The sequence below is a fragment of the Candidatus Saccharimonadales bacterium genome, from assembly GCA_035480635.1.
GTDB lineage: Bacteria > Patescibacteriota > Saccharimonadia > UBA4664 > DATIHN01 > DATIHN01.
This window is the reverse complement of sequence record DATIHN010000004.1, coordinates 18,415-35,000: the sequence shown is the minus strand read 5'-3', so window position 1 is coordinate 35,000 and position 16,586 is coordinate 18,415. Positions and strand designations below refer to the sequence as shown.

The following is a 16,586-nucleotide window of genomic DNA, read 5'->3' as shown; positions in this document are numbered from 1 at the left end:
CACCTACGTATTACCGCGGCTGCTGGCACGTAGTTAGCCGTGGCTTTCTGGTTAGGTACCGTCAAGGTGCCAGCTTATTCAACTAGCACTTGTTCTTCCCTAACAACAGAGTTTTACGACCCGAAAGCCTTCATCACTCACGCGGCGTTGCTCCGTCAGACTTTCGTCCATTGCGGAAGATTCCTCACTGCTGCCTCCCGTAGGAGTCTGGGCCGTATCTCAGTCCCAGTGTGGCTGGTCATCCTCTCGAACCAGCTACTGATCGTCGCCTTGGTGGGCCATTACCCCACCAACTAGCTAATCAGACGCAAGCCCCTCCCAAAGCGCCCGAAGGCTTTACCCGTAAACGGGCACATGTGGTATTAGCCCGACTTTCGCCGGGTTATTCCCCACTAGAGGGCAGGTACCAACGTGTTACTCACCCGTCCGCCACTGACCAGTAGTCATGAGACGCTCCGCAAGCGGAGATTCTCAAAACCAAAGGTCCGTTCGACTTGCATGTGTTAGGCACGCCGCCAGCGTTAATCCTGAGCCAGGATCAAACTCTCCAAATATGTGAGATCCCAAACTAAGAGCTTGGGATGGATGCGAACCTAAGTCCGCCTCCAATTTGAAAGGCGTCAGTTTCTCTCTGACTAATTGTTTTTTGTATTGCACAACTCCGAAGAGCTATACAAAACGGTTACTCTGCACTACTTAAGCTTTCAAGTTTCGGCCAAGCAGAGCGCAAAAGAAACAACGACGAGCGGCGTTTGGTGGATTGCCACTCGTTCTTCTTCTGACGGCCCTTTCAAGACTAAGCCCCAGTTTACACAAACAGCATCCTGGGGTCAATAACAAAAGCTACAGACGTTGTCGACCTAGACTGCTAGACAGAGCTTAGAGATTGTAATACTTCTTGCGAATGTACTCTTGGTAATTTTGTTGCTGTCCGCGGCGGTAGAGGAAGTAAATGACGCCGCCGACGGCCGCAAAGAACATGATTAAGAGAATGATTACTTGGATCGAGAGGCCCTTTTTAACCTTGCCCAGAACGGCAAATTCGATGGCTGAGGTAGTTGTAAACCTGTAAGTTTTGGTCTTTTTATCGTAAGTAATTTTGAGTTTGCTCCAGCTATCAGCATCACTCGAGTAGGAGTAGAAAGTGAAGCCTTTATAGCGCTTGAGTTGGTCGCGGGTCAGCGTGATGGCTACCGTCACGTCTTTACTGAAACTGGTGATGTTATCGCCGCCAGCTTTCTTGCAAATCAAGTTGTAAGGCCCGGCCACTAAGGCCACATTTTTGAGCGGCAGTTTATCGCTGTGATCCGTATCGGTAATAACTGAGCAGTCGGCTTGATCGGTAAAGGCGCCGGCTGGGATGGTGATACTAACTATGTTGTCTTCGCTAGTCACGATGGTGTCGGCTTCAGCGTTAGAATTAGCGCTAAAAGCTCCGGTGGCAACTTGGGCACTAGCATATTCACTAGGGTTGCTGGCCGCATCCCAAGCCCGGACGCGATAATAATAAGTCGTGCCGTAGCCAACGGTTGTATCGGTATAAGTTGTATCAACCACGTGACCATCAATTTCGTTCCATGTGGCTTGGTCGAGCGAGCGCTCAATTTGATAGTGATCAACGCCAGTGTTATCGGTTGAAGCCGTCCAGCTCAAGTCGACGACTTGTTTATCAAGCTGGGCCGTTAAGTTAGTCGGAGCCGATGGTGGCGTTGTATCAGGCGTTGTTCCCGGAGTACCATTATGCGACCCACTCGGACCTGGCGATGGACTAGGACTGGGCGAGGGCGACGGACTGGGACCGGGCCCGGGGGCTGTAACCGTAACGGTAGCCGAGGAAGCCGCCGAGGTGGCTGTCGCGTTTGAGCAAGTTAAAGTGTAGCTTTTGGTGGACGAGAGCGGGCCGGTTGATCTGGGGCCATTGATTGGGACTGCACCGAAACCGGTTAGGTTGCAGCCAGTGGCTAAGCTACTAGTCCAATTTAGAGTCGATGAGCTGCCCGAGGAGACGCTGGTCGGGCTGGCACTGAGAGCAGCTGTGGGCGTGGGGCAACGCGGTAGCGGCGTTCCACCACTGGTTAAAGCCACAATACAATTAGCGGCATTGTTGCCGTATCTAGTAATGGCTACGAAACTGCCGGACAGGCTGGCGATGTTGCCGCCGGCCCCGACATGGGACAATACGCCGTTGGTTTTGAGCACCCAATAGCCATTGCCTCCGGAGTAACTGCCGCTGATGCCAGCCACGGTAGCACCGGGGTTATTAGAACCGCTGGCATCGCCATGGGCGTAAACTTGACCGCTGGCGCGAACCGTCCAGTAGCCATGGCCAGAGGGGGTTGATGTAATAGCCACAAAATCATTACCCTTGCCCACATCACTACCATAAAAAGTTGCCCCAAAAGCAAAGATGCCACCGTCTGAACCAAGTAACCAATAGCCGCTGCCACCAGCAGTTTGTGAGGCAATGGCGGTGATCGGAGCATTTAAATGTTGCCCAGCCATCGAACCATGGAACGGCGCCCCACCAAAGGCAAAGACTCCACCATCGGTACCCGCCAACCAATAGCCACTATTGTTACCAGAATAAGCCGCCATGCCAGTAATTTGGCCGTTTAAGGCCTGGCCACAAACATCGCCAGATTTTGCGATGTTATGACCGGTCACACAGCCACCGGTATCAACCGTCCAACTGCCGGCACCGCTCTGTGGGCTGGCAACGCCAACAAAAGCGCCCGATGCCTTCGTGCCCCGGAAGTAAACATAGCCGCCGACGGTGATAAGCGCCACTAACACAAGCGCCATATAGGCCTGGAAGGGGTACCTCTTGCGAGCTGGCATACGACTAAATTGTTTCTGATCCATAGATAATTCTGGTTTGGGCATTAGCCCCATACCACCCCTAGTATAGGTTGAAACTGCTTATGGTACCAGCCCTCATTTGGTTATCTTTTGCGGCGCTTACGTTTGCCTTTGGGCAGCCAACCATCAATCCGTGCTTGTTCTCGCTCGGCCCGCAGCTGCTGCGGCAGGCGATTCCAATAAAGGCTGGTTAGCGTTATGGCCCAGACGCCTAGAACCAGCATATTTAAGCCAAACCACAGTCGCCAACCCAGGTAGAGGGCTTGTTGGGAACCCGCAAAACCCAAAATCAGCGCTAGCCCACCAATTACTAATCCCATCAGTCTTAACTGCTTGCAAAAACTTCGAACAATTTTGGAACCCCGATGACGGCGGCGCAGCCACCAAGCCGCGATGACGGTTCCGATAATTAAGATGGCACCGAAAACCATATAAGCATCAGCTTGGGGTTTGGTGGGAAAGGCAGTCAGCCAATCAACTTGGGTTGAAAGAGCATTAATGTTTAAGATCAAGCCCAAAAAAATGCCAGTCAGTGCCCCAACTGTAACTTCGAGCGGTTTGTGACCCAAAATTTCGCGCAAGCGGCCTTGAGCCAGACCAACCTTATCGCGTTTAAGGGTGTCCAGAATAGCATTAATAGCCGCGGCTTGTTCACCAGCAGCTCGGCGCACACCAAATGAGTCGTACATGACTATGGCGGCAAAGACTATGGAAAATCCAAAAATTGGACTTCTAAAGCCGTTTCGAACCAAGGCCGTGACTGCTAGTGCCGAAACCACTGCCGAATGGGCGCTAGGCATTCCTCCGGAAGCATACAGATAGCGCCAATCATAGCGATTGTGATGCCTGATCGCGGCTAGCAAAAACTTGGCAACTTGAGCAATGGCCCAGGTCGCAAACGGTACGAAAATGTAGGGATTATTCAGAGATGACATAATTTATAGCTGGCCACTCCATCAAGCGGCCTTGGTTTGCGTATCTATTGTAGCAAAGCAAATTCTATTGGCCTATTTTGCGCTCGAGGCTAGCTAGCATACCAGCGCTAAGCATTAGGAAGGCGCTAATCAAAGCTAAGTACATAATGCGGTGGTTTTGTTTAGCAGCAGCTGAGTTTTGCTCGGTCCCTAAAACTTTAGCCGCAGCGGCTAAAGCCCTCGGTGCCGGTGAAGCAGTTTGGCTAACTTGAGCTTGATTGCTATTTACCCCACCACCGACTGCCGTTGAACCGCCGGTTTTGGATGAGTTTGAATTGGCCGTTTGGTTAGCCTGAATTGTGGCAGTATTTACGGCAGCAACTGAAGTGGTAGCTGTTGAGACGCTACCAAACCAATCGCCAAAGACATTGATCATCAAAACCCCAAACCAATGGTTGATATTTAGGCTCGAGCCGACAAAGTTAGCCACATCTACTGCTACGTTAGCATTACCGCTAGTGGCATCGCCGGCTCGGGTGTTATCCGTAACGCTAGCATTACCGCTGATAGCCCCAGCATTAATATTGTTATTGATGCCGGAAGTGTTTTGAGAACTCAAGTTCAGGTTATTGGTTGAGCTATCGGTGATTTGATTAAGCGAATTTGGCCCGGTGTTTTGATTGGTTAGAGTGGTTGCTCCGCCCGTCAAAAGGGCTGCCTGAGATCCACCAGTTTGAGGCAAATTGAGGATGGCACCAACCCAATGACCGAGAACGTTGACCAACACTAGCACGGCATTATCGCTTGCTAGCTGTCCGGCAAAGTTAAAAACATTAGTATTTGTACTAGCGTTGCCAGTGGTGGCACTGCCAGCCGAGGTATTGTTTGAAACTTGGGCGCTGCCAGATTGAGCCCCCGCGTTAATGTTGTTATTGATAGCAGTTTGGTCACCGGTTGTAACAGCTAGGTTGTTATTGGTCGTGGAATCAATTTGGTTGAGGGAGTTTGGACCCGTCCCGCTATTACTCGCCGAGGTAGTGGGACTTTGAGCAGTATTGGCCGCTGCAACTGAGTCCAGGAAGCCCTGCGGGAATAAGATATTACCGGTTAAGTTACCGAAGATGTTGACGACGCCAAAGAATGATTGGCCGGCGCCAATAGCCGAATTGATTAGATTGAGAATGTTGGCATCAACACTGGCCGGCCCGGTTGTAGCGTTACCAGCACTAGTATTTCCGCTGACGTCAGCGTTACCGCTGGTGGCTAAGAGATTCAAGTTATTGTCGATCGCCCCACTGGACTGAGCACTGACGGTAATGTCGTTGCCCAACCCACTAGTGATGGTATTGGCCGAATTAGGCCCGGTTGAGCTATTGGTTGCAATTAGGCCCGGCAGCGACCCCAAAATGCCACCACCACCTGTAACTGTCGTAGGATGAATCAAGACATCGCCGGATTGATTGCCAAATAAGTTGGCAACAAACGAGCTCAAGCCACCGCTGGCCCAAGACCAAGCTGAATTAAGTAAATTAAAGAGGTTGGATATGACGGTGGCAGCCCCGGTCGTGGCGCTACCAGCCGCAGTGTTGCCATTGACCGAGGCATTACCGGTGCTAGCTTGAGAATTCAGGTTATTAGTAATGGCTGCTCGGCTGAATAGATCAAAGAAGCCGTTAGTATGCGTGGTAGAGACAATTGAATTATTGGAATTTGGCCCAGTACCGGAAATACTTGGATCACCCGGCAGTCCAAGGAGCTGGGCTAGAGCACTCATCAGATCTGGGCTACCACCTGAGGTCACCCCACCACTGTTTCCGGAGGTAGAAGTTGGACTTACTGGAGTCGAAGTGGTAACTGGCTGATAGGTCCCAGTTTCGGGATGATATTGGTAGGTCGTAGTATCCCACATACCGGTGGATGGATTGTAATAGGAGCCAGGGTCGGTCTTGGGACTGGTTTGATTGGTCACGGGATCCCAAGTATAGAGAGCCGATTCCCATAGCCCGGTTGTGGGGTTGAAAGTGTATTGATTGGCGTCCGGCCCCGTTGGCGTAGTTGGTCCGGTAGTGGTTGTGGTTGGAATCGTTGGAGCGGTGGTATCAGTAGTTGTTGGAGCAGGGCTAGTGGTTGAATCTACAGGAGCAGTAGTTTGATCGGTTGAGACTGCCACAGGCGTGGCATCGGTTGGAGTGGTCGTAGCATCATCGGCTAGCGCCATAGCAGGTACAACCAGCATGATCAGACAAGTTGCTGCAACCCAGATTTTGTAACCGATCTTCATCTTTTGCTCCTGTTAATTGAAAATGATTGGATAATTGCTGCGGGGTACTCCCCCGCATGGTACTTATCGCTAGTTCGTAATTGAAACTGAGCTTGAAGTACTGTTGCTGTTGCTGGCGCTACCGCTGGTTGCACTTCCACCTGTGGTGTTGTTGCTAACCTGAGTATTGCCGGTTGAAGCATCTTGGGAACTGGTGTTGTTCACCGTTACATCGTTGTAGTTGTTGACATCAACGTTGTTGTTGGTGTTGAACTCAATACTGTTGTTTGAGTCAGGACCAGTGTGGGAAATGCTGCCGTTATCGTTTGAGCCACCGAATAGGTCACCCAAATTCCAGGAACCACCGTTAGTCACGCTGACATCAGTGGAGACGTCGTTCGAGTTGGAAGCGTCGCCGCTGGTTGCATCGCCACCTGTGGTGTTGTGCTTGACTTCGGCGTTACCGCTATTGGCATCCTGTGAGTTGGTGTTGTTTACACCAAGATCATTGTGGTTTGTGACATCGACATCACTGTGATTGCTGACCTCGACTGAGTTGTGTGAATTCGGGCCAGTAGTGTCGATAGACGCCGAGCTAGCAGCTGCTACACCCAGACCGACTGCGGCCGTGGCAAGAGCAATTGAGCTTACGCGCAAAATTGTTCGTTTCATTGAAATCCTCCTTAATAGTTGTTTATTGGGTCACACTGACGTGACCAGAGTTAGTTTGGATATGGATGTCGGTGTCCTCGTTGATGGAGTTGCTACCGAATGAGCTGACATGGACATTGTGCCGACTACTTGTTGACGAAGAGCCATTTGAGGTGACATCGACGCTGATATCGTTTGTGTTTGAGCTAGAGCCGTCACCCGAAGAGCTGGTGTTCTGGTGATTGGTGACGGTTGTGGTACCATCGTCGGTCGTTTTGGTCGTTGTGCCATTTTCAGGGACGAAGACGTTTTGACCGTCGACGTTGACGTGAACTTTTGGTGCAGCCCTGGGTTGTTCAGATTGAACCGAATCGGCCGTCTGCAGTGATTGTTGATGGTTGGCTAGAGTTACTCCGGCCAGGCCGAGACCACCAATGGCTGCAATAGGTACAAAGTAGCGAAGTTTGACATTTCTCACCTTCATGATTTTGTCAGACGTTCAAAGTTCGCTTGCTGGAATAGATCGCACTGCCAATTGCGCCGCCTAGACTGAGGAAAGCTGCTAGCGCCAAAAGCCAGGCTGTGAAGGCTGTAGAGCTCTTTGCCGCTTGGGCGAGCGTCGGCTGGGATACTGGGTTCAAGAGATTGCGCAGAGCCGAAACATCTATCGGAGAACTCGGTCCTGTATCGGGTAGGGTCCCACTGCTAGTGCTGACGGATGAGCTTCCTGAGCCGCTGCCGGCACCGCCGACGTTGCTACTGCCACTGCTACCGCCGAGCCCACCGCTTGAACCATCGCCACCTGAGCCTTGGCCACCACCACCGCCGCCCAAACCAGTCCCACTATTGTCAATCGAGACACTAGTTGAAACTGTGTTGGCGTTGCTTGCGTCACCGGAAATAGCATTACCAGCACTGGTGTTGTTTGAAACTTGAGCGTTGCCAGTATCGGCTGTCTGGTTATTGGTATTGTTAATGGTCACATCGTTGTGGTTGTTGACATCAATCGAATTGGAATTGTCGATGGTGATGGTGTTAACGGAATTAGGTCCAGTGTCATTAATATCACCACTTGATGCCAGGGCCACGCCAGAGAATACCATTATGGTCATGGCTGGGATCAGTAAAACCCCTGCAAACTTTGAGATCTTCATGCTTGTCACCTCCTTTCTGGTCTCTTGCGTTAATCCGTTTTGTTTAGCTTTTTGGTCTTAACTTCCCTTTTTGGGCATCCTCACTGACTGCAGTTCAGTGAGTCTGGGCCAAAAAACGAGTTTGGCGTCCGCTGGAGAGCGAACTGCAAACTCGTTTGAAAAAGAGAAGCCAAATGAAAATTGGGGGCGGTACCCCTTGGGGAAAGGCAATTACCGGCCCGTTTGAGCAGATCTAGATATTGACTCCGGCCGGTTCGGTTTAGAGTCGATATAAGTACAATTAGAGCTACTAGGGTAAAAGCGGCGGTTGTAAATAACCCGATAAGTCCGTTGCCGCCTCTAGTAAATGGTGGCACCACCGCACTCAAAGTGCCATTTACTAGTGAGCTAGCCGGTTGGGTTGGGGTTGGACTGCTCGGCACCTGGGTAACCGGTAATGGGGCTTGGGTTGATGATTGGCTAGGTCGCGAATTCTGTGCGGATGATAAGAAGGTCTTGAGTTGCCTTGAGGCCACGGCCGCAATACGAGTTTGGGCCAAACCTGATCCAGTCTCTGTTGCTGCCGGCGGAGGACCTGATTGACCTGCGACTGCGACCAAATCGGCCTTGGCTTCAGCAGTTTGAATATTGGACTGAGCCAGGTCAGCTTGATCCGTTACTGCCGCAGTAGGTGGCAGATCAGAGTTGCTTTGGTCAACCGATTGGACTGGGTTCGAAGTCGAACCAGCTAAGTCCGTGGTCTGACTAACATCTGATTCCTGATGAATAGAATTACTTGGGTTTGATTGAATAATAACGCTTGATTCAGCTTGGTTGGAGACATCGGCTGAAGCGGCATGAGCCACCCCAACACCAACGACGGCCACTGAGGCATAAGCCACACTAAGGACACATATCCGCTTGAGATAGCGCTCCACCATCCAATTCCCTCATATTAGACTTGCCAAACTTCGGAGCAAGTCACAAGTACATTGGGAATAATAGCTCGGGCTTCAAGTAAGCAACATTGGGAGAATGTCTAGAATTTTCTCATAACCTGGCTGGCAAAATATGTGGGATCATCCAAATCTTTAACCAAAGAGACTAATCCGACTGATCTGCCGCCTCGACCGGATCGGGATCGATATCGGTGCCAGTTTGATCGTGGCTGGTTTGATCAATCTCTTGTTCGAGTTTGGATTCACCAATTAGGGCCACAGAAGCTACCCGATCGCCTTCTTTCAATCGCATTATCCGAACACCCTGGGTGGCTCGGCCAATTAGCGAAATGGCCTTGAGTGGCAAGCGAATAATTTGGCCTTGAGTTGAGACTACGACCAGGTCATCGCTGTCCTGGGTTATGGCTCTAACATCAACGGTGCGGCCGGTTTTATCTGAGACGACCCCAGCTTTAATACCAACCCCACCCCTAGTATGAGTGGCAAACTGATCAATCTGAGTACGTTTGCCGTAGCCATTTTGGGTGATGACTAGCAGCTTTGAGCCCGGCATCACAACATCCATCCCAACGACTTCATCGCTTTGGCGCAGGCGAATACCACGCACGCCTCTAGTGGCACGCCCCATTGGCCGGGCATCAGTTTCTTTGAAGCGAATGGCTTGGGCCAGGGCCGTCGACATGATTATCTCATCGGAACCGCTGGTTAATTTAACCCACTTGAGTTCATCGCCTGGATCAAGCTTGATGGCAATCAACCCGCTGGTTCGGACATTAGCATAATCGGATAGTGCTGTCTTTTTAACCGTGCCCTGCCTGGTCGCCATAAATAAGTATTTGGCGCTGATGCCTTTATCGATTGTGACAATTGATGTAACTGTTTCCTCTGGTTGCAACTGGAGTAAATTGACGATCGGCTGGCCTTTGGCAGTTCTAGAAGCAATTGGCACCTCGTAAACTTTAAGGCGGAAGACCCGACCCTTATTGGTAAAGAAATGCATAAAATCGTGGTTGTATGTCAACATCATATGTTCAACCACGTCCTCTTCCTTGGTCGTCATACCCATAATGCCCTTGCCGCCCCGACCCTGGGAGCGATAAGTGTTGGACGGAATCCGTTTGATGTAGTTGCCGGCCGTAAGAGTTACGATGACTTGTTCATTTGGCACCAGCTCCTCTTCACTGAACTTACCGATTTCGCCGGTAATAATTTTGGTACGGCGCTCATCGCCGTATTTAGCCTTGAGTTCAATTAATTCTTGTTTGATAACGGTTAAAATCTCGCTTTCGCTAGCCAAGATCTTTTCGAGTTTAGCGATTAGTTTGAGCAACTCAGCTAATTCATCTTCGATTTTCTTGCGCTCTAGGCCGGCCAAGGTTCGAAGCTGCATAGCCAAAATGGCTTTGGCCTGAATTTCGGTCAGTTTGAAAGCCTTTATCAGGTTGGCTTGAGCCTCATCGGTGGTCTGGCTAGCGCGAATGGTGGCAATAACCTTATCGATGTGATCCAGGGCAATTTTTAGCCCTTCGAGCACATGCTCTCGTTCTTTAGCTTTTCTGAGCTCAAATTCGGTGCGACGGCGTATTACAACTTGGCGATGCTTCAAAAACTCCTTGAGCATGGATTCCAGGCTCAAAACTCGAGGTTGCAAACCATCAATTAGCGCTAGCATATTAACGTGGAAGGTCGTTTGCATGGGGGTCAATTTATAGAGCTGGTTTAAGATTTTCTTGGGATAAGCATCCTTTTTCAGGTCCACTACAATTTTCAGCCCCGCTCTGGAGGATTCATCTCGCAAATCGCTAATGCCGGTAATCCGTTTGTCTTTGACTAGTTCGGCAATCTTTTCGACCAATGAGCCTTTGTTAACAGCATAGGGAATTTCGGTTACTACAATCTGATAATTTTCTTTTTTGTCCTGAACAATCTCGGCCACGGCCCGAACCACAATCCCCCCCTTGCCAGTACCATAGGCCTGTTTGATCGACTCCTGGCCAAAAATGGTTCCACCAGTGGGGAAATCTGGCCCCTTGACGATGCCAATCAGGTCTTCGACAGTGGCCGCTGGATTATCAATAATGTAGATAACGGCATCAAGTAATTCGCTCAAATTGTGAGGCGGTATGTTTGTAGCCATACCGACAGCGATGCCGACCTGACCGTTTAGTAACAGGTTAGGTAGTTTAGCTGGCAACACCACTGGTTCACGTTCAAAGCCATCGAAGTTGGGACGGAAATCAACCGTCTCTTTTTCAATATCAAAGAGCATTTCTTCAGCTACCCTGGTTAATCTGGCCTCGGTATAGCGCATGGCAGCAGCCGGGTAGCCATCGATGTTACCGAAGTTGCCTTGGCCATCGACCAGAGGATAGCGGTAGGAAAAGTCCTGGGCCATGCGAACCATGGCATCATAGATAGCCACATCACCATGAGGGTGGAATTTACCCATAACTTCACCGACCACGTTGGCACTCTTGCGATATTTGGCGTTATGGCGCAATCCCGCTTGGTTCATAACATAGAGAATGCGGCGATGGACCGGCTTCATACCGTCACGGACATCGGGCAAAGCCCGGGCTACAATTACGCTCATGGCGTAATCCAGATAGCGGGTCTCCATTTCGCCCTCAACAGTTCGATTCAACACTCGCTCTTGCGGTTTCATTTCTGGTTCTTCAGTTTGTTTGGTCTTCTCTGCCACAGCTAGATGTCCAGGTTACTTACCGATTTGGCGTGAGTTTGAATAAAATTTTTGCGCAATATGACTTCGTCGCCCATTAGTTTATTGAAGACGGCATCGGCTTTTTCGGCATCTTCGACTTCGACTTTAATCATCAATCGCTGGTCTGGATCCATGGTAGTTTCCCAGAGCTGCTCGGCATTCATCTCACCTAAACCCTTGTAGCGCTGGATCCCGGTAATGCCGGCATCTTTCAAACGATTTTTCTGGGTGTCATCGACGATTTCGGTTTCTTCTAGGTTATCTTCTGCCGCTGCTTCCCCCTCATCAGCGTCCTCGGCTGTAACCACGACTGGATCGACTTCCTCAACCTTGGCACCGGCTTTTTTGGCGGCACTGCGTTCAGAAGTCAAGCGATCAATTATTTCATCTCGCTCTTCGTCACTGTAAGCGTAAAACTTCTTTTTGCCAGAGCTGAGTAAATACAGTGGTGGCTTAGCAATGTAGAGATAGCCTTTCTCGATGATCTGAGGCATATGACGGTAGAAGAAAGTCAGTAGCAGGGTTGAAATGTGGGCTCCGTCGACGTCGGCATCAGTCATTATAACGACCTTGTGATAGCGCACCTTGTCGATTTCGAACTGATCAGCGATACCGGTGCCCAAAGCGATAATGACATTTTTAACTTCATTATTGGCCAGCATTTTATCGAGTCTGGCCCGCTCAACGTTAAGGATCTTGCCACGCAAAGGCAGGATGGCCTGGAAATGGCTATCGCGGCCATCGACGGCCGAACCACCGGCCGAGTTGCCTTCAACGATGAAGAGTTCTGATTCGGCTGGGTCTTTGCTACGACAATCCGATAGTTTACCCGGCAAGGTCAGGCCGTCGAGCGCGCCTTTACGAATAACCGTATCTCTAGCTGCTCTGGCCGCAATCCGGGCTCTGGCCGAAAGAGCGGCTTTAGCCACAATCTTTTTGGCCTCGCCGGGGTTTTCCTCCATGTAGTACGACAGCCATTCACTGACAACTTGCTCGACATAGCCACGAATCTCGGGATTGCCCAGTTTGGCCTTGGTTTGGCCTTCGAACTGGGGATCAGTTAATTTCACTGAAATCACAGCTGTAATACCCTCGCGACAATCTTCGCCAGTTAAGTTTTCTTCGTTGTCCTTGATGTAGCCGTTCTTGCGCGCATATTCATTAATAACCCTGGTTAGAGCAGTCCTGAAACCGGTCAAATGGGTGCCACCCTCGGCATTATGAATGTTATTGGCAAAAGTTTTGACGTTTTCGTTAAAGCCCTCGTTATATTGGATGGCTAATTCAACCATTGTCCCAGAGACTTCGCGTTCAACATAAAAAGGTGGGTCATTGATAACCTCTTTATTTTTATTGAGGTGGGTAACGTAGGATTTAATGCCACCCTCAAAATAGAAACTGAAGCGGCGTGATGCGGTTTCATCAATGATGCTGGTTTGAACGCTTTTAGTCAGGTAGGCCTGATGGCGCAAGCGGTCCAGGATGATATCGAAGTCAAACCCGATCGTTTCAAAAATGTTGGGATCGGGATAGAAAGTAATACTGGTGCCAGTATGAGTACTGCTACCAGTAACTTTCATTTCGCCCTGCGGCACCCCCTGCTTGTATTCTTGGTGATAAACCTTACCATCACGGCTAACTTCGGCGATCAATTTAGCTGAAAGAGCATTAACTACGCTGACGCCTACGCCGTGCAAACCACCCGAAACTTTATAACCACCGCTACCGAATTTCCCGCCAGCATGTAGGACTGTTAGGACTGTTTCTAGAGCACTCTTACCCGTAGCTTTAACCTTATCGACCGGGATTCCGCGGCCATCGTCATCGACTCTAACGCCGCCGTCGGCCATCAAAGTCACTACGACGTGCTTAGCAAATCCGGCTAGGGCCTCGTCGATCGAATTATCAACCAATTCCCAGACCAAGTGATGCAGGCCCTCAGGCCCAGTGCCACCAATATACATCCCGGGGCGTTTGCGTACCGGGTCTAGTCCCTCGAGAACTTGAATCTGCTCAGCGCTGTATTCTTGCGTTTTTGCCATAATTAACTCGTAAAAAAACGTGAGGTAATAACATCCACTCCCACGTAAATACCTACCTATTATACCTGTTCAGAACCCTAGCCGCAAACACTCCGACTAGTATCGTTCAGGCATCACGGCATGTTGTAGCTCAATAATTTGGTCTAAGATTGGCGAAAAAACTTCTCCTCTAGCTTTCTTTGCCTCGTCCACCATCAAACGAGTGTGCTCAAGTTTATTCCAAAGTGTATTTCGGCTATTAATCGAATCTGATATATCCCCCCTTACCAGAATCAAATCTAAATCAATAAGATAAATTCTGTTTTTCGGGTCAATTGCCGTATGCCCATACATGAACTGTTCGTGCCTATTTAGGTCCGACAAATAGTCACCTTTTCTCGTAGAAGCTGCCTTGTAATAATTGACTAGGGCTTGGTAAAATTCGACTAGTTCTCCATCGCTGAGTTTTGAGTTGGGATCGGAAATCTCATAGTCAAGAATTCTCCCAACAACTTTGTCGGTCACCGTATAAACAGTAGGATAGCCCTTCGTGTCTGGGTGTTCCCCAATAATAAACTGGTGGTCCGGTATGTTGATGTAGTGACTGGCTTCGCCAAAATGTTCTTTAGCCATCCGGATATATTCAATTGAACTTGCTGAACCCTCGGGATTATTCTTTTGATTTAGTCTATCGACTCCGGAAACAGTCTTGCTCTGCATAGTGGTAATCCTTACGACTTTATCTGGATTAGTGTCGAATTCCCTGACTTGTGAAGGAGGTAGGTAATCTTTGTCGTAGTTCAATAACTCATCTGACAGGCCGTCTTTGAACGGCACATAGTTATCTTCTGATTGTTCCATGCAATAATCTTAGCAAACTTCCAAACCTTGCGCTCTGAGAAGCCCAGGTGTTTAATAAACATAAGCAATGTTTCGTAAAATTGTCTCTAATCTCAATTTAAGTCCTAGCGCTGGTAGCCAGCTAACCTTCTACTTGCGGCGCCTCCAAAAGGAGGGCGCGACTAGACGCTTAGCCTTGGTCTTTGCTGTCGGCCTGGTCGTTTTGCAAATAGCTACGATTATTTCGCCCGCCTCGGCTTCTCACCAGCCTTCGACCAACGACATCATCTACGGTGGGCTGACTAGCTCTAATCCCAAGGCTGATCTATTAACCATCTACGATCAAAACCATGATAGTGCCGGCCATACCGGCTATCAAAACCTCTTTAAATACTTTGGTATCACCCGCGATGACATCACAAGAGCCAGCGTTACAACCATTAATTCAAGTGATCACAGCTTGCATTCAATCGGCCGTGAGCACCGTTTTGCCGATGATCAAGCCATCAGCGTTGATGGCCAGACTTACTATTATCGCTCACTCTTTGAATGGGGTGATCACGTTAGCTATAGTGCTGTTACTGGAACGAGAGCTGATGGCAGCTTCTTTGCCGTTCTTGTTGACTGTGGCAATATTGTCGTACGCTCCATCCCAATTCAGCCACCCAAATTGCAGCTATCGAAAACCGTGCTGCCAGGAATGCCGGCAGCCGATAGTCAGGTCCCACCGGGCGCCAATCTTGGCTATAGACTCTTTTATAAGAACAATGGGGCTGGCATTGCCCACACTATGGTCATAGAGGATCCAGTCCCAGACCACACCACCGTCAAGTGGCAGGGTGGCGGAACGCCCTTCTTCGACCAAGATTCTAACCCCGTACCAACGCTAGGCCGCGTTGATCATGTTTGGTGGATGCAACCGCAGGTGGTCAGTGGTTTCTCGGGCTACGTTGATTTTACCGTGACTATTAATAATGACACGCCGAACAACACTCGCATATGTAATTATGCCTACATTCGCTCGCAGGAAATTCCGATCTCTAAATCTGCCCCGATTTGCTACACCGTCGTTAAAGAAGCCCCTCCGCCCCCACCTCCACCACCGCCGCCCAAAAACCCCAAGTTGATCCTGAGTAAGGGCGTGAAAAATCTGACTACTAACAATGGCGATGCCAACCATTCAACTGTTCACGCGGGCGACATTCTAGAATATCGCTTGGTGACTAGAAACACCGGCGATGGCGTTGAGAAAGCCTATCGCACTAGTGAAGACATCGGCGATATTTTGGCCTACACCGATGTGGTGCAGCTCAACGGCGGGACTCTTTCGGGCGGCCACTTGTCCTGGGCGGCGGCCGACATCGCTCCTGGAACAGCCCAAACTAAAATCTTCCAGGTTAAAGTCAAAAACCCGATCCCGACTACGGCCGCGATCAAAGCCGACCCCAAGCTCAACGATTGCACCCTCGATAACGTTTATGGCAATTCTGGCGTCAGTGTTAAAGTCGCTTGCCCACCCCCCAAGACCATCGAAACTACGATTGAAAAGTTGCCTCAAACTGGGGCCAGCACAACCTCAATTCTGACCTTTGCCTTGGTTGGCGGCATGGTCTTCTTCTACTTACGCAACCGCCAGTTGGTCCGGGAATTGAAGATGTTAAGAGTCGATAACGTAACGGGATAATCATGGAACAAGAACCCAAATCACCAGAACAAGGCGAGTTCTCTACACCAGAACTCGAAGCCAAGCCCGAGTCAACTAGCCCCGAGCACTATACTGAGTCCGAAGCTGATCGCGGGCGTAAGGTTGAAGCCGCCCGCCAAAGCTTGGAACGCGAGACTAAGTCGGTCGATACATTGAAGCCCAAGGAGGCCGAACCCGCAAAGAAAGAACCGACCGGACTCGACCGCAAGGCTGCCTACGCCGATACCATGGCTACCTTGCAGCGTCATTTGCCGACTTTTAGTCGCGGGTTTAGTAAGGTCATCCACAATCCAGTTATCGACAAAACTAGTGAAGTCGTTGGCTCAACAGTACTACGGCCATCAATCACACTTGGTGCCACCTCGACGGCTCTACTGGTTGGCGGCTTCACTTACTTTTTAGCCAAACATTATGGGTATAGCTTGTCCGGCTCGGCCATGCTACTAAGCTTGGTCATTGGTGGCCTAATCGGCCTCCTGATTGAAGGTTTGTCCAAACTGTTTCGCCGTAAAGCTTAGTTTA

General features: G+C 49.9%; 12 protein-coding genes and 1 rRNA gene (1 of these 13 running past the window's edge). 2 read left to right on the top strand and 11 right to left on the bottom strand.

Annotation, left to right across the window (positions count from 1 at the left end; genetic code table 11):
- The 11 genes from VLE72_00400 to VLE72_00350 all read right to left on the bottom strand — a co-directional run.
- Window positions 1–554 (bottom strand): 16S ribosomal RNA (locus VLE72_00400) (it extends 1,000 nt beyond the left edge of the window).
- A gap of 325 nt (window positions 555–879) precedes the next feature.
- Window positions 880–2,883 carry a hypothetical protein gene (locus VLE72_00395; GenBank protein ID HSX14359.1) on the bottom strand — a complete coding sequence of 668 codons (2,004 nt, stop codon included), beginning with the start codon at window positions 2,881–2,883 and terminating at the stop codon, window positions 880–882.
- Window positions 2,884–2,942: 59 nt separating this feature from the next.
- Entirely contained in the window at window positions 2,943–3,794 is an 852-nt protein-coding gene (locus VLE72_00390) for a divergent PAP2 family protein (protein ID HSX14358.1), read from the bottom strand.
- Between the two features lie 64 nt (window positions 3,795–3,858).
- Window positions 3,859–6,054 carry a hypothetical protein gene (locus tag VLE72_00385; GenBank protein ID HSX14357.1) on the bottom strand — a complete coding sequence of 732 codons (2,196 nt, stop codon included), beginning with the start codon at window positions 6,052–6,054 and terminating at the stop codon, window positions 3,859–3,861.
- A gap of 69 nt (window positions 6,055–6,123) precedes the next feature.
- Entirely contained in the window at window positions 6,124–6,705 is a 582-nt protein-coding gene (locus tag VLE72_00380) for a hypothetical protein (protein ID HSX14356.1), read from the bottom strand.
- A 22-nt stretch (window positions 6,706–6,727) separates the two neighbouring features.
- Window positions 6,728–7,168, bottom strand: a complete 441-nt coding sequence (locus VLE72_00375; protein HSX14355.1) for a hypothetical protein — start codon at window positions 7,166–7,168, stop codon at window positions 6,728–6,730.
- Window positions 7,169–7,175: 7 nt separating this feature from the next.
- Window positions 7,176–7,838 (bottom strand): hypothetical protein, encoded by a 663-nt coding sequence (locus VLE72_00370; protein HSX14354.1) that lies wholly within the window; start codon window positions 7,836–7,838, stop codon window positions 7,176–7,178.
- An 80-nt stretch (window positions 7,839–7,918) separates the two neighbouring features.
- Window positions 7,919–8,758 carry a hypothetical protein gene (locus tag VLE72_00365; protein HSX14353.1) on the bottom strand — a complete coding sequence of 280 codons (840 nt, stop codon included), beginning with the start codon at window positions 8,756–8,758 and terminating at the stop codon, window positions 7,919–7,921.
- A 163-nt stretch (window positions 8,759–8,921) separates the two neighbouring features.
- Entirely contained in the window at window positions 8,922–11,477 is a 2,556-nt protein-coding gene (gene gyrA, locus VLE72_00360) for a DNA gyrase subunit A (GenBank protein HSX14352.1), read from the bottom strand.
- Window positions 11,478–11,479: 2 nt separating this feature from the next.
- Window positions 11,480–13,540: a DNA topoisomerase (ATP-hydrolyzing) subunit B gene (gene gyrB / locus VLE72_00355; protein ID HSX14351.1), complete on the bottom strand. Its 2,061-nt coding sequence runs from the start codon at window positions 13,538–13,540 to the stop codon at window positions 11,480–11,482.
- A 96-nt stretch (window positions 13,541–13,636) separates the two neighbouring features.
- Window positions 13,637–14,380 carry a hypothetical protein gene (locus VLE72_00350; protein ID HSX14350.1) on the bottom strand — a complete coding sequence of 248 codons (744 nt, stop codon included), beginning with the start codon at window positions 14,378–14,380 and terminating at the stop codon, window positions 13,637–13,639.
- Window positions 14,381–14,447: 67 nt separating this feature from the next.
- Here VLE72_00350 and VLE72_00345 point away from each other — a divergent pair, with 67 nt between their 5' ends.
- The gene (locus VLE72_00345; protein HSX14349.1) at window positions 14,448–16,043 is read left to right on the top strand and encodes a hypothetical protein; all 1,596 of its coding nucleotides are present in this window, start codon (window positions 14,448–14,450) and stop codon (window positions 16,041–16,043) included.
- A gap of 2 nt (window positions 16,044–16,045) precedes the next feature.
- Window positions 16,046–16,582: a hypothetical protein gene (locus VLE72_00340; protein ID HSX14348.1), complete on the top strand. Its 537-nt coding sequence runs from the start codon at window positions 16,046–16,048 to the stop codon at window positions 16,580–16,582.
- Window positions 16,583–16,586: the final 4 nt, after the last annotated feature.